At 46.6% G+C, this 20,442-nt stretch carries 22 protein-coding genes and 1 pseudogene; 5 read left to right on the top strand and 18 right to left on the bottom strand.

Annotated features, from left to right (window positions below; genetic code table 11):
* The 3 genes from mltC to mutY form a co-directional block, all read right to left on the bottom strand.
* Nucleotides 1-1,099: membrane-bound lytic murein transglycosylase MltC (gene mltC / locus B9J84_RS11350; RefSeq protein ID WP_094124165.1), on the bottom strand; the 1,099-nt coding region annotated here is incomplete at its 3' end.
* A 78-nt stretch (nt 1,100-1,177) separates the two neighbouring features.
* A complete protein-coding gene (locus B9J84_RS11355; protein ID WP_010320634.1) occupies nt 1,178-1,450 on the bottom strand; it encodes an oxidative damage protection protein in 273 nt (90 codons plus the stop codon).
* Nucleotides 1,451-1,471: 21 nt separating this feature from the next.
* Nucleotides 1,472-2,527, bottom strand: coding sequence for an A/G-specific adenine glycosylase (gene mutY / locus B9J84_RS11360; RefSeq protein WP_013857828.1), 1,056 nt, complete (start codon nt 2,525-2,527; stop codon nt 1,472-1,474).
* A gap of 175 nt (nt 2,528-2,702) precedes the next feature.
* Between mutY and trmB the strand changes: the two genes are divergently transcribed.
* Together trmB and glsB are read left to right on the top strand one after the other, a co-directional pair.
* Nucleotides 2,703-3,422: a tRNA (guanosine(46)-N7)-methyltransferase TrmB gene (trmB, locus tag B9J84_RS11365; protein ID WP_026027213.1), complete on the top strand. Its 720-nt coding sequence runs from the start codon at nt 2,703-2,705 to the stop codon at nt 3,420-3,422.
* Nucleotides 3,423-3,565: 143 nt separating this feature from the next.
* The gene (gene glsB / locus B9J84_RS11370; RefSeq protein ID WP_026028230.1) at nt 3,566-4,486 is read left to right on the top strand and encodes a glutaminase B; all 921 of its coding nucleotides are present in this window, start codon (nt 3,566-3,568) and stop codon (nt 4,484-4,486) included.
* Nucleotides 4,487-4,569: 83 nt separating this feature from the next.
* Here the strand turns inward: glsB and hemW are convergent, their stop codons facing one another.
* The 7 genes from hemW to B9J84_RS11405 form a co-directional block, all read right to left on the bottom strand.
* Complete coding sequence (gene hemW, locus B9J84_RS11375; RefSeq protein WP_047688111.1) at nt 4,570-5,727, bottom strand: radical SAM family heme chaperone HemW; 1,158 nt, start codon at nt 5,725-5,727, stop codon at nt 4,570-4,572.
* Nucleotides 5,727-6,326, bottom strand: coding sequence for an XTP/dITP diphosphatase (locus tag B9J84_RS11380; protein ID WP_017050639.1), 600 nt, complete (start codon nt 6,324-6,326; stop codon nt 5,727-5,729). Before B9J84_RS11380 ends, hemW begins: the two co-directional genes overlap by 1 nt.
* A gap of 12 nt (nt 6,327-6,338) precedes the next feature.
* Entirely contained in the window at nt 6,339-6,770 is a 432-nt protein-coding gene (locus B9J84_RS11385; protein ID WP_094124166.1) for a DUF4426 domain-containing protein, read from the bottom strand.
* Nucleotides 6,771-6,812: 42 nt separating this feature from the next.
* Nucleotides 6,813-7,103, bottom strand: a complete 291-nt coding sequence (gene yggU / locus B9J84_RS11390) for a DUF167 family protein YggU (protein WP_026028959.1) — start codon at nt 7,101-7,103, stop codon at nt 6,813-6,815.
* A complete protein-coding gene (locus tag B9J84_RS11395) occupies nt 7,103-7,660 on the bottom strand; it encodes a YggT family protein (RefSeq protein WP_010320643.1) in 558 nt (185 codons plus the stop codon). The genes yggU and B9J84_RS11395 overlap by 1 nt, the downstream gene beginning before the upstream one ends.
* A gap of 70 nt (nt 7,661-7,730) precedes the next feature.
* Nucleotides 7,731-8,549: a pyrroline-5-carboxylate reductase gene (proC, locus tag B9J84_RS11400; protein ID WP_094124167.1), complete on the bottom strand. Its 819-nt coding sequence runs from the start codon at nt 8,547-8,549 to the stop codon at nt 7,731-7,733.
* A gap of 61 nt (nt 8,550-8,610) precedes the next feature.
* Nucleotides 8,611-9,312, bottom strand: a complete 702-nt coding sequence (locus tag B9J84_RS11405; protein ID WP_094124168.1) for a YggS family pyridoxal phosphate-dependent enzyme — start codon at nt 9,310-9,312, stop codon at nt 8,611-8,613.
* Between the two features lie 25 nt (nt 9,313-9,337).
* Here B9J84_RS11405 and B9J84_RS11410 point away from each other — a divergent pair, with 25 nt between their 5' ends.
* Nucleotides 9,338-10,375: a type IV pilus twitching motility protein PilT gene (locus B9J84_RS11410; protein ID WP_013857819.1), complete on the top strand. Its 1,038-nt coding sequence runs from the start codon at nt 9,338-9,340 to the stop codon at nt 10,373-10,375.
* 10 nt (nt 10,376-10,385) lie between these two features.
* Nucleotides 10,386-11,492: a PilT/PilU family type 4a pilus ATPase gene (locus tag B9J84_RS11415; RefSeq protein ID WP_094124169.1), complete on the top strand. Its 1,107-nt coding sequence runs from the start codon at nt 10,386-10,388 to the stop codon at nt 11,490-11,492.
* 83 nt (nt 11,493-11,575) lie between these two features.
* Here B9J84_RS11415 and ruvX read toward each other — a convergent pair whose 3' ends face one another.
* From ruvX to metK, 7 genes are all read right to left on the bottom strand, one after another.
* Nucleotides 11,576-12,004 carry a Holliday junction resolvase RuvX gene (gene ruvX, locus B9J84_RS11420; protein WP_019282292.1) on the bottom strand — a complete coding sequence of 143 codons (429 nt, stop codon included), beginning with the start codon at nt 12,002-12,004 and terminating at the stop codon, nt 11,576-11,578.
* Nucleotides 12,005-12,086: 82 nt separating this feature from the next.
* A complete protein-coding gene (locus B9J84_RS11425) occupies nt 12,087-12,650 on the bottom strand; it encodes a YqgE/AlgH family protein (RefSeq protein WP_017045507.1) in 564 nt (187 codons plus the stop codon).
* Nucleotides 12,651-12,696: 46 nt separating this feature from the next.
* The gene (gene gshB, locus B9J84_RS11430; RefSeq protein ID WP_038220267.1) at nt 12,697-13,650 is read right to left on the bottom strand and encodes a glutathione synthase; all 954 of its coding nucleotides are present in this window, start codon (nt 13,648-13,650) and stop codon (nt 12,697-12,699) included.
* 13 nt (nt 13,651-13,663) lie between these two features.
* Nucleotides 13,664-14,395: a 16S rRNA (uracil(1498)-N(3))-methyltransferase gene (gene rsmE / locus B9J84_RS11435; protein ID WP_094124170.1), complete on the bottom strand. Its 732-nt coding sequence runs from the start codon at nt 14,393-14,395 to the stop codon at nt 13,664-13,666.
* A 108-nt stretch (nt 14,396-14,503) separates the two neighbouring features.
* Entirely contained in the window at nt 14,504-15,211 is a 708-nt protein-coding gene (gene endA, locus B9J84_RS11440) for a deoxyribonuclease I (RefSeq protein WP_094124171.1), read from the bottom strand.
* Between the two features lie 131 nt (nt 15,212-15,342).
* A complete protein-coding gene (locus tag B9J84_RS11445; RefSeq protein WP_017045505.1) occupies nt 15,343-15,843 on the bottom strand; it encodes a SprT family zinc-dependent metalloprotease in 501 nt (166 codons plus the stop codon).
* 67 nt (nt 15,844-15,910) lie between these two features.
* Entirely contained in the window at nt 15,911-17,065 is a 1,155-nt protein-coding gene (metK, locus tag B9J84_RS11450; protein WP_026027375.1) for a methionine adenosyltransferase, read from the bottom strand.
* Nucleotides 17,066-17,394: 329 nt separating this feature from the next.
* Here metK and tkt point away from each other — a divergent pair.
* Nucleotides 17,395-19,403: pseudogene (tkt, locus tag B9J84_RS11455) on the top strand (transketolase).
* A 63-nt stretch (nt 19,404-19,466) separates the two neighbouring features.
* On the opposite strand, the gene B9J84_RS11460 reads toward tkt, so the two are convergent.
* Nucleotides 19,467-20,369: a LysR family transcriptional regulator gene (locus B9J84_RS11460; RefSeq protein WP_019282284.1), complete on the bottom strand. Its 903-nt coding sequence runs from the start codon at nt 20,367-20,369 to the stop codon at nt 19,467-19,469.
* Between the last annotated feature and the right edge of the window lie 73 nt (nt 20,370-20,442).

The following is a 20,442-nucleotide window of genomic DNA, read 5'->3' on the forward strand; positions in this document are numbered from 1 at the left end:
TTGTTACTTTTTCTAAGTACCTTCTCGATTCAGCTTTAGGGTGTTTTTGGGTCAGCGCCCAATAGACTTGATTGGGTTGCAGTGAATTTAAGTCCCTCATCGCTCGTTTCCTATCTTTGCTAAAGGTATTCAGTACTCCTCCTGTGCCGCCGTTGTAGGCCGAAATCATACTGTATTCGAGTGACGTTGGATGGCTGACCTCTTTGAGGTAGCGGTTTTTCAGAATATAAAAATAGGCCGTTCCCGTATCAATATTTTTTTCGGGATCAAACAGATATTCAGGACTGGGCTCACCAGATTTATTTTTGACCAGTTTAAAAACATCTCGACCTGCGGTTTTAGGAACCACTTGCATCAGGCCATACGCATTGGCCCAACTGACGGCGTAGGGGTTAAAGCTACTTTCAGTTTTTATGATCGCGTAGATCAGATCTTCGGGAATGTTATATTTTTTCGAGGCTCGGTGCACGATGTCGGCGTATTTATAACCTCGTTTAGAGGCATGATCCGCTACCATAGGAATTTCCACATAGTAGGCTTTTTTGAAATCAACGTTCTTAACTTTTAATTTATTTTCAATAAGATAATCAGCAAATCGATTCGCGCGCCAACCCCACTGGATCGGTTGTTTATCTTGATCAAGCACTTGGTTGTACAAAAATGGCTGACCATTCAATTCGATATTTTGTGAAGAGAAAAGGTCAACGTGTGCGGGATCATCAGGCGTGAGCAAGGTGGTAATAATGGCATTGCGCAGATGTTTTTTGGGGTCAGTTGGGGAAACTGTTTCGATAATAATGGTTCCCGTGGAGAAATTGACTTCGGAACGACTCAGGTAATTATCGATGTATTTTACATAGTTGCTTTTACCGGCGACTTTGATCTCTTTACTGCCCCAGCGTTTCTCAATGTTGCCAGAAAAACTGCTGATCAGTGCATCTAAGGCGGCGGTATCTTTGACAAATTGCCCGGGTAATTGCGCTAAGTTTTTGGCAAAACGGTTGGTCGGCTCATAGTCGACGCTGTATATGCGTTCAACTAATTCTCGGCTACAACCGGCCAGTAGCATTGCAATAAAAAAGTAAGTCAGCTTTCTCATTATCTTCCCAATACAAAAATGACATCAGAGCGTTTACCATGATGTCATTGATTATCCTCGAAATAAATAAGGTATCTCTTATTTGCTTGGTGGCGTGTAGCCTTCGATATGGACCTCTTTTCCTTCAAATAGGAAGTTGGTCATTTCGGTTTCCAGCAATTTACGATGTTCAGGGTCCATCATATTGAGTTTTTTCTCGTTGATCAGCATGGTTTGCTTATGCTGCCATTGTGCCCAAGCCTCTTTTGAGATGTTGTCAAAAATACGTTTACCCAATTCACCTGGGTACAGTTGAAAATCCAAACCGTCGGCTTCTTTATTTAGTCGAGCACAAAATACAGTGCGGCTCATGGTCACTTCCTCTTCGGTGTTTTAAGGGTTAATTTCAAATGGAAGGCTTTCTAGCAACTGTTTTACAGGAGCGGCTAAGCCGATTTGTTCCGGTTGGGCTAAGTTATACCAAAGACCTTTGCTTGCTTCCATGATGATGTTCGGTTGTTGAGATAACTCCACCAAGATCGGTGTGATCTCTAAATGATAATGGCTAAACGTGTGGCGAAAAGCGATGAGTGGGCGAATAGAGCGGATAGCGCTCTCTTTGATGGCTCTGTGATCAAGTTGATCTTCGATGGCGCTATTGGGGTTTTCAGGGAAGCAAAATAATCCACCCCAAATTCCACTTTGAGGGCGCTGTTCTAACCATACTTGATGGTTATGGTGCAGCATCACAAACCAAGTTTGTTTGGTTGGTTTGTCTGTTTTTGGTTTTTTGCCCGGATAATCGAGAGGGTTATTTTGTTTATTGGCGATGCAAAAAGATTCAACTGGGCAGAGCGTGCATTTCGGTTTGCTGCGTGTGCAGACCATCGCCCCCATATCCATCATGGCTTGGTTATATTTATCAACATCTTGCGCTGGCGTATTTTGTTCGGCATGTTGCCACAACTGAGTTTCAACCTTTTTTTGCCCCGGCCAGCCTTCGACAGCAAAGCAGCGGGCTAAAGTACGCTTTACGTTACCATCTAAAATGGCGTGCGGCTGCTTATAAACCGAAGAAAGCACCGCCGCAGCGGTTGATCGGCCAATACCCGGTAGAGCATTCATCTGTTCGATATCAAGGGGAAACTCACCGCCATATTCGCTGGCCACTATTTTGGCTGCTTTGTGTAGATTGCGTGCACGTGCGTAATAACCAAGGCCGGTCCATAGGTGCAGTACCTCGTCTTGTTCTGCATTGGCCAAATCAATCACGGTTGGAAAACGTTGCATGAAGCGTTCGAAATAAGGGATTACCGTTGCGACTTGAGTTTGTTGGAGCATAATTTCCGACAGCCAAACGCTGTAGGCCGTTTTGTTTTGTTGCCACGGCAAATGTTTGCGCCCATAGGCGTCATACCATTTTAAAATGGCGTTAGCGAAAGGTGTCACGACAGGCTCTTTGGTTTATAGTTTTAGTGGAGCAAAATTGCACCACATAAATGTGACGTTGTAAAACGGACAAATTGTGTGGATTTATCCAACAAGTTTATTTCGATAACACTTGCACCGAGAATAATTCTTTGGATAATCCCCGCTTTGATTAATCAATGTGCAGGCAAGATCAATGAGTGAAGTAACCACCAACGAATATACCGAAGAAGGCAAAATACTGCGTCGAATCCGTAGTTTCGTTCGTCGTGAGGGTCGATTAACTAAAGGCCAAGAAGCGGCAATGAATGAATGTTGGCCAACAATGGGTATTGATTTCCAGCCACAATTGCTCGATTGGGCGGCGGTTTTTGGTAACGATAACCCGGTGGTTTTAGAAATCGGTTTTGGTATGGGCGCTTCATTAGTTGAAATGGCTAAAAATGCACCGCAAAAAAACTTCTTTGGTATTGAAGTGCATAGCCCAGGTGTTGGCGCCTGTTTGTCAGCCGCTCGTGATGCTGGCGTGACTAATTTACGCGTGATGTGCCATGATGCAGTGGAAGTATTTGAACACATGATCCCTGATGGTAGCCTGCATACACTGCAACTGTTCTTCCCTGATCCTTGGCACAAAAAACGTCACCATAAGCGCCGCATTGTGCAGTTAGAATTTGCGGAAATGGTGCGTCAAAAACTAAAAATGGAAGAGGGCATCTTTCATATGGCGACCGATTGGGAAAACTACGCTGAGCATATGATTGAAGTGATGAATCAAGCGCCGGGCTTTGCCAATATTGCCGCAGAAGGTGACTATATTCCTCGTCCAGAAGAGCGTCCTTTGACTAAATTTGAAGCGCGTGGTCACCGTTTAGGTCATGGTGTGTGGGATATCAAATATAAACGCACCGCGTAACGACTCACTTTTGTTGCTGCAACAAAATTAGCGATTAAAGAAAAGCCAACATTGTTGTAATGTTGGCTTTTTCGGCCTTAGCGCCCTACGAAAATCATTATAAAAATAGAGAAAAACATTTCTCACCCGAGGTAAAGTCACCCATGAAGCTAACACCCAATCTACTTGCTGATATTTTGTGTGAGGTTCGCCCACTGATCGGCAAAGGAAAAGTCGCCGATTACATTCCTGCTTTAGCCAAAGTACCGAATAACAAGCTGGCGATCGCGGTTTACACCAATCAAGGTGAAGTGATTTCGGCTGGAGATGCCACGGAAGGATTCTCAATTCAATCCATCTCTAAAGCTTTGAGCTTAACGCTCGCTATGATGCTTTATAAACCAGAAGAGCTATGGCTTCGTGTCGGAAAAGAGCCTTCAGGCCAAGCGTTTAATTCGATGATCCAGCTTGAAATGGAGCAGGGCATTCCGCGTAACCCTTTTATCAATGCTGGAGCTATTGTGGTGGCGGATATGCTGCATAGCCGTTTATCAGCCCCTCGGCAGCGCTTACTGGAGTTTGTACGTCAGTTGTCCGGTGAAGAGGGCATCGTATACGACAAAGTGGTAGCGGCTTCAGAAATGATGCACAGCGATCGCAATGCTGCCATCGCCTATCTGATGCGATCGTTTGGTAATTTCGATAATGACGTTATCCCGGTCCTGCACAACTATTTTCACGCTTGTTCACTTAAAATGAGCTGTGTTCAATTAGCGAAAACCTTCAGTTATCTGGCGAATAAAGGGGTGTCCGTGCATACCAAGGAAGCGATAGTAACGCCGACACAAAGTAAGCAGATCAATGCCTTATTGGCGACTTGCGGTTTGTATGATGGCGCAGGAGAGTTCGCTTATCGTGTTGGCATGCCGGGTAAATCGGGCGTAGGTGGCGGTATTATTGCTGTTGTTCCTGGGGAGATGACGATTGCGGTTTGGTCGCCAGAGCTTGATGCGTCAGGTAATTCTTTAGCGGGCACTAAGATGTTAGAACTCTTGGCTGAGCGTATTGGTCGCTCTATCTTTTAAGTTCAATATTTTCCGACAGCCCGTCTTTTTGGCAAAAGATTGGCTACCGATTAAGTTAGCCAATCTCTGTTGGGTTTATCTTTTTAGTCGTCAGCCATAAAGGCTTCGAGCAAGTCATTAAGAAACAGTTTTCCTTTTTCTGTGATTTGCCAGTGACTTTCGGTTTGCGTTAAATAGTGTTCGGCTAGTGCCCAATCTATCGTTGGTTGAATCACGCTTAAACTTAATCCAGTTGTTTCAACAAAGTCTTGTTTCGGGCAAGGTTCCATCAAGCGAAAGCGGTTCATGAAGAATTCAAAAGGGCGATCCGCAGCGGCGACTTCAAATTCGTCATCCAAGTAAGGTTTGAGTAAATTGAGATAGCCACGCGGATGCTTCACCTTAGTGGTGCGTACAATACGCCCGTCGTTAAAGCTGAGCTTGCCATGCGCGCCACAACCAATCCCTAGATAATCACCAAAGCGCCAGTAATTTAAGTTGTGTTGGCATTGATAGCCGGGTTTGCTATAGCCAGAAATTTCATACTGCACGTACCCAGCGGCGGCCAATTTTTGGTGACCCAGCTCAAAAATATCCCACAGTGCGTCATCATCTGGCAAAGTAGGCGGTTTAAAGTAGAAAACCGTATTAGGTTCAATGGTCAGTTGATACCAAGAAAGATGAGGTGGGTTTAGTGCAATCGCTTTGTCTAAATCGGCCAGCGCTTGTTCACAGTTTTGATCGGGTAAGCCATGCATCAAATCTAAGTTGAAGCTGTTTAAGCCAATTTGATGAGCTAATTGAGCGGCATTAACCGCTTCTTGCTGACCATGAATTCGCCCTAAACGTGCCAGTTTTTGTGGCTCAAAACTTTGTACACCAATCGAGATGCGCGTCACCCCTGCTTGTCGATATCCAACAAAACGGTCAGCCTCTACCGTGCCCGGGTTAGCTTCCATGGTGATTTCAATCCCAGGCTTAAACGCAATACGCGCTTCAATGCCTTGCAGCAGGCGAGCAATACCTTCAGCAGAAAAAAGACTCGGTGTACCACCGCCAATAAAAATGGAATGCAATGGGCGAGGATGGTCTACAAGGCGGTATTTGGCGATATCGGTATCGAGATCCTCCAATAGCGCATCAATGTATTCACGTTCAGGAATATCGTGCTTTAGCGCGTGAGAGTTAAAATCACAATAGGGGCATTTTTGTACACACCACGGGATGTGCACGTACAAACTCAGCGCGGGTGGTTGCAACATTATGAATTTTGCTCGCTTAAGGTTTTAAATAGCATTTTTAGCGCTTTGCCACGATGTGAAAGCTGCTTTTTACGTGCAGGTAGCAGTTCAGCTGAAGCGCAGTTATCTTCAGGGACAAAGAAGATCGGATCATAACCAAAACCGTTACAGCCGTGAGCTTGGTGCAAGATGCGACCTTGCCACGTACCATGGCAGACCAATGGTGTTGGGTCATTTTCGTGACGCATGAAAACCAGCACGCAATGAAAACGAGCGGTGCGTTGTTCGTCTGGTACGCCTTCCATTGCCGCTAATAATTTTTCTAGGTTTTGTTGGTCACTGGCATTTTCACCAGCGTAGCGCGCCGAGTAAATTCCCGGAGCACCTTGCAGATAATCCACTTCTAAGCCGGAGTCATCGGCAATCGCAGGTAAGCCAGTGATTTTGGCAGCATGTCGTGCTTTGATGATCGCATTTTCAATAAAGGTGGTGCCAGTCTCTTCGGCTTCTGGGACGTTTAATTCTGTTTGCGCCACCACATCAAAACCGAAATCAACCAGCAGATCAGCCATTTCGCGCACTTTGCCTTTGTTTCCTGTGGCTAATACTATTTTTTTCATTGTGCTGTTTCTCTATTCTTCGACGTAGAATTTTTGGGTAAATTTAAGCTTACCGGTACCTTTTAAGCCCGCATCAACCTCAATGTCAAAACTCAAATTCTCTTCATTGGTAATGGGGAATTCAGCGAGGTAATAAATCGCGTTGCCCTCTTTGAATTGTTTAAATTCAAGTTCACGTACCTGACCGATTAGGTTTTTCGCATTGCCTTTGAGTGTCGCTTCCATAGCTGGTTTAGCTAAGGCCGAGTTATCTAATACGCTGATGTTTAAAATAGCCGAGTAACCATTACGTTTTAACTGATAACTGCGCGCCACTTGTGGCGTTAAAAATGTTGAGTTGAAAGCTGAGTAGTGAACTTCAACATTCTTGATGGTTTGAAACTGCTCGGCGAGTGTGGGTAGCGAAATAAAGGCTATAACAAACGCTATCATCCATTTACGCATGTGGTGCTCCTTACAAAACAGAGTGGGCTAAATAAAAAGCCATCACAAGATGGCTTCAATCGGCTCTGGTATCACTTGAGGTGAATGAATTCGGACTTGTTTATGACGTCCCAATTCCCCTTTTTCTATCTCGATTAAACCTTTGGCGACTTTAAATTGTTTGGCCAAGAATTTGGTTAAATGCGCGTTGGCTTTGCCATCAACAGGCGGTGCGGTGATGGCAATTTTGAGTTCCTCACCATGCAAGCCGACGATACTATCGCGGCTTGCTTTGGGTTGGATGTAGAGTTTGAGGATTAGATCCTCTCCCTCTTGCCAAACAGCAGATGACATTACAACTGATACCATACTGGGCCAATAAAATCGCCCATTAGGAAGTTAGCAAACTGCAGCACAATAAACAGCACCAATACACTTAAATCAAAACCACCCATCGCTGGTAGGATACGGCGGATCGGCGCAAGCATCGGCTCTGTTAATTGATGAAATACGTATTCAATCGGGCTGCGGCCTTGGCTAACCCAACTTAGAATAGCGCGGATCAACAGTACCCAGAACAGCAAACCGCCAGCGGCTTTGACTAACGAGAGTAAGCCTAAGAATAAAAAGTAGACGCTAAAACTAACTGCACCACCTGATGCCACCAGCATTAAGGCAATAAATTTCAATACGCACAGCACGTACGCAAAGAGAACCGTAGCCAAATCTAGGCTACCAATGGATGGAATCGCTCGGCGCAGTGGGCCAACCACAGGTTGCGTTGCTTTGACGATAAACTGGGAGAATGGGTTATAGAAATCGGCACGCGCTGCTTGTAACCAGATGCGTAAAATTACGACCATGATGTACAGATCAAACAGGGTGGAGATCAAAAAACTCATTGAATTCATAGCTAGCCCTTAATATGAGTAGAGTGTCGTTTGCGCTTTTGCGCTATAGCTTAGTGAAACGCCACTAGGATTAAAACAGTTTTTCCATTTCTTGTGCACGAGTTACGGCCGCTTGCATCGCTTGTGCAACGATATTGGCAAATTGATGCTCGTTAAAGGTGCGAATCGCCTCGGCGGTGGTGCCGCCTTTGGAGGTCACTTGTTCACGCAATGTCGAGAGTTCAATCTCAGGGTTTGCCACCACCATTTCGGCTGCGCCTAACGCCGCTTGTTGTACTAACAAACGGGCCGTTTCTTTATCAAAGCCTTGAGCGATGGCTTCATTTTGCATCGCTTCCATAAACAAAAAGAAGTAGGCAGGCGCACTGCCTGCGGCGGCGATGATGCCATTAATGGCGGACTCGTTTTCAACCCAGCACACTTCACCAACGGCTTGTAGCAATTGTGCGGTAAAGCGTTTGTCTTGCTCTGATACGCTTGGAGTGGCAAATAGACCGCTCATGCCTCGATTGATCAGCGAAGGTGTATTGGGCATGGCGCGTACTAGTTGCAGTTCGGTCGCCAGCATCCCATTAAGGCGCGCCGCAGAAACACCTGCTGCAATGGAGATCACCAACTTATTTCTAAAATCAATGGATTGCAAAGGTTGACAGACACTGGCCATCAACTGCGGTTTGACCGCCAGTACCACCACATCGGCTTGCTGCGCTGCGGCAAGATTATCGTTGGTGGTGTGAATGCCATAAGCACTTTCCAGTGGTTTGCGTCTTGTTTCTGACGGTGCGGTCGCGGTAATTCTATCAGCTGGATAACCGCTGGCGACTAAGCCTGCAATAATTGCTTTGGCCATATTGCCTGCACCGATAAAAGTGATGTTTCTCTGCTGCATCTGCTGACCTCTAATTGCTTGTCGCTGATTGATTATTGTGTGGTTGATAGATAAGCCAGTGCTAAGCGTAATCACGCGCACCAAAAATAGCGGTGCCGATCCTCACCATAGTGCTACCAGCTTCAATCGCCGCTTGCATGTCACCACTCATGCCCATTGAGAGCGTATCTAACCCTGAAAAACGTTCAGACAATTGCGCTTGTAAGCTCGCCAGTTTTTGAAATGCGGCAAGTTGCGCAGCGTAATCGGGGACATTCTCAGGAATAGACATCAGTCCTCTTAACGTGAGGTTGGGTAGCGCGGATATCAACTCTGCCAACTCAACTATTTCGTGTTCACCAATGCCCGATTTCGAGCTTTCACCGCTGGTGTTGACTTGAATCAAGACCTGTAGTGGTGGCATGCCTGCTGGGCGTTGATCATTTAAACGCTGGGCAATTTTACTTCGATCCACCGTATGCACCCAAGCAAAGTTCTCGGCCACAATGCGCGATTTATTGGACTGAATTGGGCCGATAAAGTGCCATTCTAAATCCAGTTCGGGGTGCAAGGTATTGAAGTATTGAACTTTATCCGCGCCCTCTTGCACATAGTTTTCACCAAATAAACGTTGCCCAGCGCGCGCTGCTTCTAGAATCGCCTCGACAGGTTTGGTCTTACTGACCGCTAAAAGTTGCACTCTCTCTCGAGCGCGTCCACACTTTTGTTGTGTACTTTCAATTTGTGAAGTGATCTGTTCAATGTTTTGTTGAATACTACTCATAGCCTGACTTTACTAAGGAAATTAAATGGATATCGCTGAGCTACTGGATTTTAGTGTAAAGCACAACGCTTCGGATCTACACCTATCTGCAGGTGTTCCACCTATGGTACGGATAGATGGTGAAGTAAGAAAGCTCGGAGTGCCTGCTTTTACTCATGCTGACGTGCATCGTTTGATTTTTGAGATCATGAACGATGCTCAGCGTAGTGAATTTGAAGAGAAACTGGAAGTGGATTTCTCATTTGAGCTGCCTAATGTAGGGCGTTTTCGTGTCAATGCTTTCCATCAATCTCGTGGCTGCTCTGCGGTTTTCCGGACGATTCCAACGGTGATCCCAACCTTGGAAGAACTACAAGCGCCTGACATTTTTAATAAAATCGCCAATTATGAGAAAGGATTGGTGCTGGTGACTGGGCCAACAGGGTCGGGTAAATCGACCACACTGGCAGCAATGGTTGATTACATTAATTCTCATCACAACAAACACATTTTAACCATTGAAGACCCCATTGAGTTTGTGCATAGCAACAATAAATGTTTGGTTAACCAACGTGAAGTGCACCGAGATACCCACAGTTTTAAAGCGGCGCTACGCTCGGCGCTGCGCGAAGATCCGGATGTAATCTTGGTCGGTGAGCTGCGCGATCAAGAAACCATCAGCTTAGCGTTAACCGCGGCTGAAACCGGGCATTTAGTGTTTGGCACGTTACATACCAGCTCTGCGGCGAAAACCATCGACCGGATCATTGATGTGTTTCCCGGTAGTGATAAAGAGATGGTTCGTTCAATGCTCTCTGAATCATTGCGAGCCGTGATTGCGCAAAAGTTGCTAAAACGTTTAGGTGGGGGCCGCGTCGCATGTCATGAAATTATGCTTGCCACTCCAGCGATTCGTAACTTGATCCGCGAGGATAAGGTTGCGCAGATGTACTCCATCATCCAAACGGGTGCGGCGCATGGCATGCAAACCATGGAACAGAATTCTAAACAGTTGATTGCGCAAGGTATTGTCGATCAAGAAGAAGTACAGAAAAAACTGGAAGTCAATTCATCACCATTTTAAGAGAGAGCTCATGGAACTGAACCAATGTCTTGAGGGTATGTTGACTCAAAAAGCTTCCGACTTGTACCTCACCGTAGGAGCGCCAGTGTTATTTCGCGTCGATGGAGAGTTAAGAGCTCATGGCGAAAAGTTATCCCAAACGCAGGTGATGGCGTTGTTAGATGCCATGATGGATGAGGATCGCCGCCGTGAATTTCAACGCACACGTGAAGCCAATTTTGCAGTGGTGAGAGAGATTGGCCGCTTTCGTGTCAGTGCTTTTTTCCAACGTGAGCTGCCCGGTGCGGTGATCCGCCGTATTGAAACTCATATCCCCACTTTTGAAGAATTAAAGTTACCGGGCGTGTTGCAAGATCTCTCGATTGCAAAGCGTGGGCTGGTGCTGGTGGTAGGCGCGACGGGGTCGGGCAAATCGACCACCATGGCGGCCATGACGGGTTATCGTAACTCGCACCGAACAGGGCATATTTTAACGGTGGAAGATCCGATTGAGTTTGTGCATGAGCATCAGCGCTGCATTGTGACACAGCGAGAAGTGGGGTTGGATACCGAGAGTTACGAAGTGGCGCTGAAAAACTCGCTGCGCCAAGCCCCTGATATGATTTTAATTGGTGAGATCCGTTCATGTGAAACGATGGAATATGCGATGACCTTTGCCGAGACAGGTCATTTATGTATGGCAACGTTACATGCTAACAATGCCAACCAAGCGCTTGAGCGAATTTTGCATTTGGTTCCTAAAGAGCAAAAAGAGCAGTTTTTGTTTGATCTGTCGATGAACCTCAAAGGCGTCGTGGGGCAGCAGTTGATACGCGATAAAAATGGCAAGGGACGACATGGTGTGTTTGAGATTTTACTCAACAGCCCTCGAATTTCCGATTTGATCCGCCGCGGTGATCTGCACGAATTGAAAGCGACGATGGGCAAATCAAAAGAAGTGGGGATGCAGACTTTTGACCAAGCACTGTATCAACTGGTCGTTGAGGACAAAATCAGTGAACAAGATGCACTGCACAGCGCTGACTCGGCTAACGATTTACGTTTAATGTTAAAAACAAAGCGTGGCGAAGGGATCAGCAGTGGCACATTGGATAACGTGCAGATTGATATGGAATAGTCGCAGTTTAAGACGAACAATCCCGAACTCGATTCGGGATTGTGCTGCACCGCTGTATTAAAGTTAAGTTGCGCGAGGTTAAGTTACGCGCCCCATTGCGCTTCAAACCAGCTTTCTAAGATCACTACGGCTGATTGGCAATCGACATTGCCTTTGCTCAGCGCCTTATAGCCGCCCATGGCAAACAAGTCGGCGCGGGCTTCCCGGGTTGAAAGCCGTTCGTCATGCATCTCAACGGGTAAGCCAAAGCGCCCGTGTAAACGCTGCGCAAATTTTTTGGCTCGTGGGGTAATGGTTTCTAAGGCTTTGCCGTGCAAATCTGTTGGTAGCCCTACCACCAATAAATGGGGTTGCCACTCTTTGATCTGCTTTTCGATCTCTTCCCAATGTGGAATTCCGTCATTGGCTTTAAAGGCTTTAAGTGGTGATGCGGTGCCTGTAACTTCTTGGCCAATCGCACTGCCGATGCTTTTGGTGCCAAAGTCAAAAGCCATAATGGTTCTGGATGTCATAATCAGTATCTTGAATGGTGCAACGAAGGCTCTAAAAAGGCGCGTTACCTAGTTAGAGCCGTAAAGGTTAGAGCCGTAAAAGTTAAGCATGCCCAGCTTGCGCTGAGAGTTGGATGGGGTCAATGCCGAGTTTTTTAATCGCCTGATTCCACTTATCGTGAATGGGCGTATTAAAGATAACCTCTGGATCGGCCTCAATGGTTAACCAAGAATTTTCAGCCAGCTCTAACTCAAGCTGACCCGGCTCCCAGCCTGAATAACCCAGAGCCACAAGATAGTGACTTGGTTCGGCATCCGTGCCCAGTACCGCTAAAATATCTTTCGATGTGGTGACGGCAATGTCATCGCTCATACGGATGCTGGATTCATAATGATCTTTCGGTCGATGTAGAATAAACCCACGATCTTCAGAAACAGGACCGCCATTCAATACGGGCCTTTTTAGGCTATCAAGTTGAAGCTTCGGATAGCTTGGCTCAACATCGACTTGGTTTAACATGCCGCCCACGGTGATATCAATCGGCACATTAATCATCAAGCCCATCGCCCCTTCTTCATTGTGCTCACAGATGTAAATAACACTGTGCTTGAAGTAAGGGTCTCTCATACTTGGCATGGCGACTAAAAAATGATTTGTAAGATTCATACTGCCTCCAACCTATCGCAAATTACTGGGCAAGAGTTTGCCCAGTTCAGCATGACTTGTTGATTCGACGCTCAATCGCGTCCATCAACTTACCGGTAATTGAGATATCAAAGGCGGCCTCTATTTCACGAATACACGTAGGGCTCGTCACGTTGATCTCAGTGAGCTTGTCGCCAATAACGTCAAGTCCGACAAAGATTAAGCCTTTTTCTTTCAATGTTGGAGCAATAGCTTGAGCAATTTTTTTATCGGTTTCGCTCAGTGGACGCGCTTCACCACGGCCACCCGCTGCCAAATTGCCACGGGTTTCACCTTGTGCCGGAATTCGCGCTAGGCAGTAAGGCATTGGTTCACCATCGACCACTAAAATACGTTTATCACCGTTGCTGATGTCAGGTACAAAAGTTTGCGCCATACAGTAGTTTTGGCCGTGGTTAGTTAATGTTTCGATAATGACAGATACGTTTGGATCACCCTCTTTAACGCGGAAGATAGATGCCCCGCCCATACCGTCTAACGGTTTTAAAATCACATCACCATGTTGCGCGCGGAAGGCTTTAATTTTTTCCGCTTTACGCGTCACTATGGTGGTTGGCGTTAGTTCAGGGAACCATGCCGTAAACAGTTTCTCATTGCAGTCACGTAAGCTTTGCGGCTTATTGACGATTAATGTTCCTGCTTCTTCTGCTCGTTCTAGAATGTAGGTTGCGTAGATATATTCAGTGTCAAACGGCGGATCTTTACGCATCAACACTGCATCGAGATCAGCCAGTGGAATAGTTTGCTCAGATAAAAACTCATACCAACCGTTCGGATCTTCTTTTAATGTCACCACTTTGGTATCGGCAAAAGCGACACCTTGATCTAAGTGTAGATCATTCATCTCCATATAGTGGATTTCATAACCACGACGCTGCGCTTCTAGCAACATGGCAAAGCTGGAATCTTTTTTGATGTTAATGGACGAGATAGGGTCCATGACGATACCAAGTTTAATCATTGTTTTTCTCCGGTTAGCCAAGATCGCCAAAGCGAACTTGAAGAGCAGTAATAGCCGTTAAGGCCGCAGTTTCTGTACGCAGTACGCGTGGGCCTAGCAAGGTTTCTTCAAAATGGTACTGTTCAGTCATGCTAATTTCTGATTCTGATAAGCCCCCTTCAGGGCCAATCAACAAACGGACTTTATTGATGGGTTGAGGCAGGGTATTAATCGAATACTTCGCACGTGGATGTAAGTTGAGCTTGAGCGCATCACTGGGTTCGGCACACCACTCTTCCAATTGCATAATTGGGCGGATCAGCGGCACTATATTGCGGCCGCACTGCTCACAAGCGCTGATTGCAATTTTTTGCCACTGTTCAAGTTTTTTCTCAAAACGTTTGGCATCTAATTTCACGCCGCAACGTTCAGAAATCAAAGGCGTGATGGTATTGACGCCAAGTTCGACCGATTTTTGAATGGTGAACTCCATTTTGTCTCCACGCGAGATCACCTGCCCAAGGTGTAAATTAAGAGGCGATTCACAGCTGCTTTCGACTCTTTTCAGCACATTGACCAGCACATTTTTTTTGCTGATCTCGGTAATTTCCGCTGGGAATTCCGCGCCACTGCCATCAAAAAGCAGTACTTCTTGGCCCGCTTGCATGCGTAACACCCGGCCAATATGCCCAGCCGCATCATCATTGAGAGCAATAATGCTTGAGGGTTGAAGAGGAGTCGGATGATAAATTCTAGGGATACGCATGGATAGTTCCTACCTGACGTTGAATAGCCATTAACATGGATGCTTTACACTGAAAAAACAAGGGGCAAGGGCGAGTTTCAATCACGAAAATGGCCCACAAAAAGTACCTCATGAACGGCACTGTTGCTGCACAAATGGGTTGTGATTGCCTTGAACTTTGGCAATTCGCTGATCGCGTTTGCATTCCCACTCATCGGCTGGGTATTGGCGATTCCAAGCTTGTATTAGTTGTGTTTGGGACTTGGATAACTGAAAGCCATAGTTTTGGCTCATGTACAGATAGGTACGAGCAATTGAGCCACGTGCTCTATCGGGTGGCATGACTTTGCGTTGTTTAAAATCGACCTGCATTTCACAACGGCCATAGCTTTCACCTTCTACGCCATTCCACTGACTGAAATTGTAGTTTGAACGATCGCCGTTGACTTCGCCAATCGCCGGCGTCAGGTTGTGAAGGTCAGCTTCCATCGAACGAAAAATAGTATCATTTTTGGTGCAATTTTTACGCCCACCTTGTTGCCAGCACTGACGCTGGTGGCCAAATTGCCAAGCAGGGACGACGTGTTCCCATTCAATACGGCTGGCGCGAGTTTGTTGTTTGCGAACTTGGTAACCACAAGCTTGTAAGTCGGGCGTGCCTTTCTTACCTTGCCATGCAATGTCACAACCGCAGTAAAAGCTCACTGGATGATCATGATAGATTTTCAATGCTTCTTTTTTAGCTTGAGAAAAGGAAGCGGGAGGCGCAGCTAGGGCACAAAACGAGAACAAAGCTAAGCTGCTATTCACAAGCAATAAGCGAAAATAGGACATCATTTAGACTGATATAAGTATGGTTTTTATTAGTCTAACACTCAGATTAAAGAATAATAAATGATGTTTTTGTTGTTAATTGTAGATGGGTGTACACACCGCTGTGGATTCAAGTAGCAGCAACCAAAGTTTATTTAGGAAAGCTGCACGCCAGTAAAATGGAGCGTTTGTGCACAGTGTTGACAGCGGTAGGTGGCTTGATTGCGCATCACTTTATTGTGACGACGGACAGTGAGCGGATAATGCGCACAGGCGCAGTGATATTCAAAGGTTTTGCCTTGCACAGAAGAGACTTCAAAGCGATGAGTGGTATTGGCTGGTAAATGAAACACTTGATTCATCACGGCCTGCCACTCTTTACCGTGTGGACGAACACGACCATAGCGCTGGTAGGTAATTAGGTGGGCGATTTCATGTGGGATCACTTCATCGAGAAAAGCGCGTTGATTTTCAGCAAACAGCACTGGATTCAGTCTGATTTCCCAACGTTGTAAATAAGCCTTACCTGCCGCCTTTCCCCGTAACTGATAGCTGATACTCGGCATAGGGAAGTCGTGTTGAAAATAGTGACGAGCGGTTGTGATGCACTGTTTTGCTTTTACTTGCGCACGGTAATGTAGCTCAAAATTAGGCACAGATTCATTCCTAGAAAAAAGCCCTTGCGAATGAGCAAGGGCTTACAAATTTAAACTAGGTTGAAAATTACTTCAAGCCAGCAAAGTCACGCAGGATGGCGGCTTTGTCAGTCGCTTCCCAAGGAAACTCTTCACGGCCGAAGTGACCGTAAGCGGCGGTTTTCTTGTAGATCGGTTGCAGCAAATTGAGCATTTCTTGTAGGCCGTATGGGCGTAGGTCGAAGTGCTGGCGTACCGCTTCAATGATGATCTCTTGTGATACTTTCTCAGTACCAAAGGTTTCGACCATGATTGAGGTTGGATCTGCGATACCAATGGCGTATGACAACTGAATTTCACAGCGGTCAGCAAGGCCAGCCGCCACGATGTTTTTCGCTACATAACGCGCCGCGTAGGCTGCACTACGGTCTACTTTTGATGGATCTTTACCAGAGAATGCACCACCACCGTGACGCGCTGCGCCGCCGTAGGTATCAACGATGATCTTACGACCAGTTAAACCACAGTCACCCATTGGGCCGCCAATCACAAAACGACCGGTTGGGTTGATGAAGAATTTGGTCTCTTTGCTAAGCCACTCGGCTGGCAACACAGGCTTGATGATCTCTTCCATGACGCCTTCGCGTAGGTCAGCTGTCGAGATAGAGTCGCAATGTTGCGTTGAAAGAACGACTGCATCAATTCCGACAATTTTACCTTGGTCATATTGGAAGGTAACTTGAGATTTTGCATCAGGACGTAGCCAAGAAAGCGTGCCATTTTTACGCACTTCTGCTTGTTTTTGCATCAAGCGGTGAGCGTAGGTGATCGGTGCCGGCATCAGGATTTCAGTTTCGTTGGTCGCGTAACCGAACATAATACCTTGGTCACCGGCGCCTTGTTCTTTAGGGTCGGCCTTATCAACACCTTGGTTGATATCAGGTGACTGTTTACCAATGGTATTCAAAACAGCGCAAGAATTGGCATCGAAACCCATCTCTGAGTTGACGTAACCAATTTCACGAACGGTTTGGCGAGTAAGCTCTTCAATGTCTACCCATGCAGAGGTCGTGATTTCACCACCAACCATGACCATGCCGGTTTTCACGTAAGTTTCACAAGCAACACGCGCTTTGATGTCTTGTTCTAGAATCGCATCCAAAACTGCATCAGAAATTTGGTCTGCAATTTTATCTGGATGGCCTTCTGAAACGGATTCAGAAGTAAATAGGTGCTTAACCATGAGAGCTCCACTTTTAATCGTTGGACTATGGCAAGCTTCGCTCACCATCGTTATTCATTAGTTTATGTAGGTATTTCTACATCTAGACGTCTATTCTAGTTTTGAATGGTCGAATTACAAGTTATTTTTACGCCTGTCTGTAAACCAAACGTTTGCTTAAATTTAGATGAAAAATTGGAGTTTGGTTTTTTATCCTAAAAATAAGCGCTAAAGAGCACTATTTCTCCAGTAAAACGTTTGCAGTGAGAAAAGTGCTTTGAGAGAATAGTCGCGCTATTTTCAGCCCATTTCCGTTAATTTGAATTCGCTTAATGCACTCAGGAGCAGACATGTCTTCCCGTAACCTTGTTTCTAATAAAGAACTCGCCAATGCCATCCGTGCTCTTAGTATGGACGGTGTTCAACAAGCTAACTCTGGTCACCCTGGTGCACCGATGGGTATGGCGGATATCGCTGAAGTGCTTTGGCGTAGCCACTTAAACCATAACCCACAAAACCCACAATGGGCTGACCGCGACCGTTTTGTGCTGTCAAACGGCCACGGCTCAATGCTGATTTACTCTTTATTGCACCTGAGCGGTTACGCGCTGTCGATTGATGATTTGAAAAACTTCCGTCAATTGCACTCAAAAACACCAGGTCACCCAGAATACGGTTACGCGCCGGGCATTGAAACCACCACGGGCCCACTAGGCCAAGGTATTACCAATGCGGTCGGCATGGCGATGGCTGAAAAAGCACTGGCGGCGCAGTTCAACAAACCGGGTCACGACATCGTTGACCACTTCACTTATGTGTTCATGGGTGATGGTTGTTTGATGGAAGGCATCTCGCACGAGGCGTGTTCTCTGGCGGCACACTGGGCCTTGGCAAACTGATTGCGTTTTGGGATGACAACGGCATCTCTATCGATGGTCATGTGGAAGGCTGGTTCTCTGATGACACGCCAAAACGTTTTGAAGCGTACGGCTGGCATGTTATTGCTGCGGTTGATGGCCATAACTCTGAAGCGATTAATGCCGCGATTGAGGCTGCGAAAGCTGACCCTCGTCCAACCTTGATTTGCACCAAAACCATCATCGGTTTTGGCTCGCCAAACAAAGCGGGCTCACACGATTGTCACGGTGCCCCTTTAGGCGCTGAAGAAATCAAAGCGGCGCGTGAATTCTTGGGTTGGCCGCATGCACCTTTCCACATCCCTGCCGACATTTACGCGCAGTGGGATGCCAAAGAAGCTGGCCAAGCGAAAGAAACCGATTGGAACGCCAAGTTTGATGCCTACGCCGCCGCTTACCCAGCCGAAGCCGCTGAGTTCAAACGCCGCGTAAATGGCGAGTTGCCAGCAGAATGGGAAGCGAAAGCGAGTCAAATTATCGCTGACCTTCAAGCTAACCCAGCCAATATTGCGTCACGTAAAGCGTCACAAAATGCGCTGGAAGCGTTTGGTAAAATGCTGCCAGAATTTATGGGCGGCTCGGCAGACTTGGCACCGTCTAACCTCACCATGTGGTCGGGCTCTCAATCGCTCACGGCGGAAGATTTCTCGGGTAACTACATTCACTACGGTGTGCGTGAATTCGGTATGACTGCCATCATGAATGGTATCGCGCTGCACGGTGGCTTCGTTCCTTACGGCGCAACCTTCCTGATGTTTATGGAATACGCCCGTAATGCAATGCGTATGGCCGCGCTGATGAAGATTCAGAACATCCAAGTCTACACCCATGACTCGATTGGCTTGGGTGAAGATGGCCCAACCCATCAACCGGTTGAGCAAGTGGCTTCACTGCGTTTGACACCGAACATGAGCACATGGCGTCCGTGTGACCAAGTGGAATCAGCCGTCGCATGGAAGTTGGCGATTGAGCGTAAAGATGGCCCATCAGCGCTGATTTTCTCTCGTCAAAACCTAGCGCAGCAACCACGTAGCGAAGCGCAAGTTGCGGATATCGCGAAAGGTGGTTACATCCTAAAAGAGTGCGCGGGTCAGCCTGAGCTTATCCTGATTGCCACTGGCTCTGAAGTTGAACTGGCGGTAAAAGCCGCAGAGCAACTTACAGCAGAAGGTAAGAAAGTGCGCGTAGTTTCGATGCCATCGACCGATGCGTTTGATAAACAAGACGCAGCCTACCGCGAAGCCGTACTACCAGCCGCCGTGACTAAGCGTATCGCTATTGAAGCAGGTATCGCGGATTTCTGGTACAAGTACGTTGGTTTTGGCGGCAAGATCATCGGTATGACTACCTTTGGTGAGTCAGCACCGGCGGATCAACTGTTCAAAATGTTCGGCTTTACGACTGAAAACGTGGTGAAACAAGCACAAGAGTTGCTTGCTTAAGTCTTCTTATTTTTAATGCAAAAGCCCAGCGAGTCATTCGCTGGGCTTTTTTGATCTTGATGTTTATGGTGCTTTCCATTCCTCAGGACAGGCTTGACGTAGCGCGTCGATAAACAGACGCAGTTTGAGCGGATGTCTGCCTGCTGGATAATGACAACTAATTTCAGTGGGTGGCGACAACCATTCTGGCAAACATGCTTGCACACTGTTTGGGTGCGCTTGTTCAAAGCCTTTGGCAAACCATGTCGGCAGTAAGCCGATGCCTCTTCCTTTGGCTATCGCATCCGCTTGCATAGCTAAATTATCACTCTGCAAGCGGCTTGTGAGCGCAGGTAAAAGATAGCTGCCGTGAATAGGATGGATGAGAGCCAAGGCTTCTTGGCGAAAAGCGATAAAATCAATCCAAGGATGTTTGACTAGATCCTGTGGATGCTCTGGCATGTCGTTATTGGCAAGATAGTGTGGCGACGCATAAGGTGAATATTGCCAATGGCCGAGCAATTCACGTCTCCAGCCTTGTTGAGCAAACGGGCCAATCCAAATCAGTAAATCAGGCTCAAGATGCGACTCTTCTGCCACATATTGGCTGTAGAGTCGAATGTTGATTTCGGTGTGGGTTTGCATGAACTCATCCAATACGTTGCTCAACCAGCCACGAATTAAGTTCGGATGAACCACCAAGGTCATTTCACCGCTGATTTGGTTATTAAACTCTTGCAGTGCTTCATGGCTTTTTTCTGCTAATTCAAGCAGTTGTTCTGTATAGACTGCAAAAACTTGCCCAGCTTTAGTCAAAGTTAGACGGTTGCCTTGCCGAGCAATTAAGGCTTGTCCGAGATCGTTTTCCAAAGACGCCAAACGTCGACTGAGGGTGGACTTAGGCTGTTCCAGCGCTTTCGCCGCCGCAGTCAGGCTTTTGTATTGACAGAGAGCATGGAAAGCTTTGATCGCACTGAAATCATGCATAAGTAAAATGGCCTTTTAATCTAATCATCACTGTGTTCCATATTCGGTATCGACCATTCCATCTGTCTATCTA

Origin of the sequence: Vibrio sp. V03_P4A6T147, from assembly GCF_002241085.1 — a bacterium.
In the GTDB taxonomy this organism is placed as follows: domain Bacteria; phylum Pseudomonadota; class Gammaproteobacteria; order Enterobacterales; family Vibrionaceae; genus Vibrio; species Vibrio anguillarum.

Bases quoted from the DNA above. Each gene is read 5' to 3' on its own strand.
- B9J84_RS11355 (WP_010320634.1), bottom strand. From the start codon at position 1,450: ATGAGCCGCACTGTATTTTGTGCTCGACTAAATAAAGAAGCCGACGGT.
- proC (WP_094124167.1), bottom strand. From the start codon at position 8,549: ATGCAGCAGAGAAACATCACTTTTATCGGTGCAGGCAATATGGCCAAA.
- glsB (WP_026028230.1), top strand. From the start codon at position 3,566: ATGAAGCTAACACCCAATCTACTTGCTGATATTTTGTGTGAGGTTCGC.
- B9J84_RS11460 (WP_019282284.1), bottom strand. From the start codon at position 20,369: ATGCATGATTTCAGTGCGATCAAAGCTTTCCATGCTCTCTGTCAATAC.
- endA (WP_094124171.1), bottom strand. From the start codon at position 15,211: ATGATGTCCTATTTTCGCTTATTGCTTGTGAATAGCAGCTTAGCTTTG.
- yggU (WP_026028959.1), bottom strand. From the start codon at position 7,103: ATGTCATCTGCTGTTTGGCAAGAGGGAGAGGATCTAATCCTCAAACTC.
- gshB (WP_038220267.1), bottom strand. From the start codon at position 13,650: ATGATTAAACTTGGTATCGTCATGGACCCTATCTCGTCCATTAACATC.
- B9J84_RS11380 (WP_017050639.1), bottom strand. From the start codon at position 6,326: ATGAAAAAAATAGTATTAGCCACAGGAAACAAAGGCAAAGTGCGCGAA.
- rsmE (WP_094124170.1), bottom strand. From the start codon at position 14,395: ATGCGTATCCCTAGAATTTATCATCCGACTCCTCTTCAACCCTCAAGC.
- B9J84_RS11410 (WP_013857819.1), top strand. From the start codon at position 9,338: ATGGATATCGCTGAGCTACTGGATTTTAGTGTAAAGCACAACGCTTCG.
- ruvX (WP_019282292.1), bottom strand. From the start codon at position 12,004: ATGACATCCAGAACCATTATGGCTTTTGACTTTGGCACCAAAAGCATC.
- B9J84_RS11385 (WP_094124166.1), bottom strand. From the start codon at position 6,770: ATGCGTAAATGGATGATAGCGTTTGTTATAGCCTTTATTTCGCTACCC.
- metK (WP_026027375.1), bottom strand. From the start codon at position 17,065: ATGGTTAAGCACCTATTTACTTCTGAATCCGTTTCAGAAGGCCATCCA.
- B9J84_RS11415 (WP_094124169.1), top strand. From the start codon at position 10,386: ATGGAACTGAACCAATGTCTTGAGGGTATGTTGACTCAAAAAGCTTCC.
- hemW (WP_047688111.1), bottom strand. From the start codon at position 5,727: ATGTTGCAACCACCCGCGCTGAGTTTGTACGTGCACATCCCGTGGTGT.
- trmB (WP_026027213.1), top strand. From the start codon at position 2,703: ATGAGTGAAGTAACCACCAACGAATATACCGAAGAAGGCAAAATACTG.
- B9J84_RS11425 (WP_017045507.1), bottom strand. From the start codon at position 12,650: ATGAATCTTACAAATCATTTTTTAGTCGCCATGCCAAGTATGAGAGAC.
- B9J84_RS11405 (WP_094124168.1), bottom strand. From the start codon at position 9,312: ATGAGTAGTATTCAACAAAACATTGAACAGATCACTTCACAAATTGAA.
- B9J84_RS11395 (WP_010320643.1), bottom strand. From the start codon at position 7,660: ATGAATTCAATGAGTTTTTTGATCTCCACCCTGTTTGATCTGTACATC.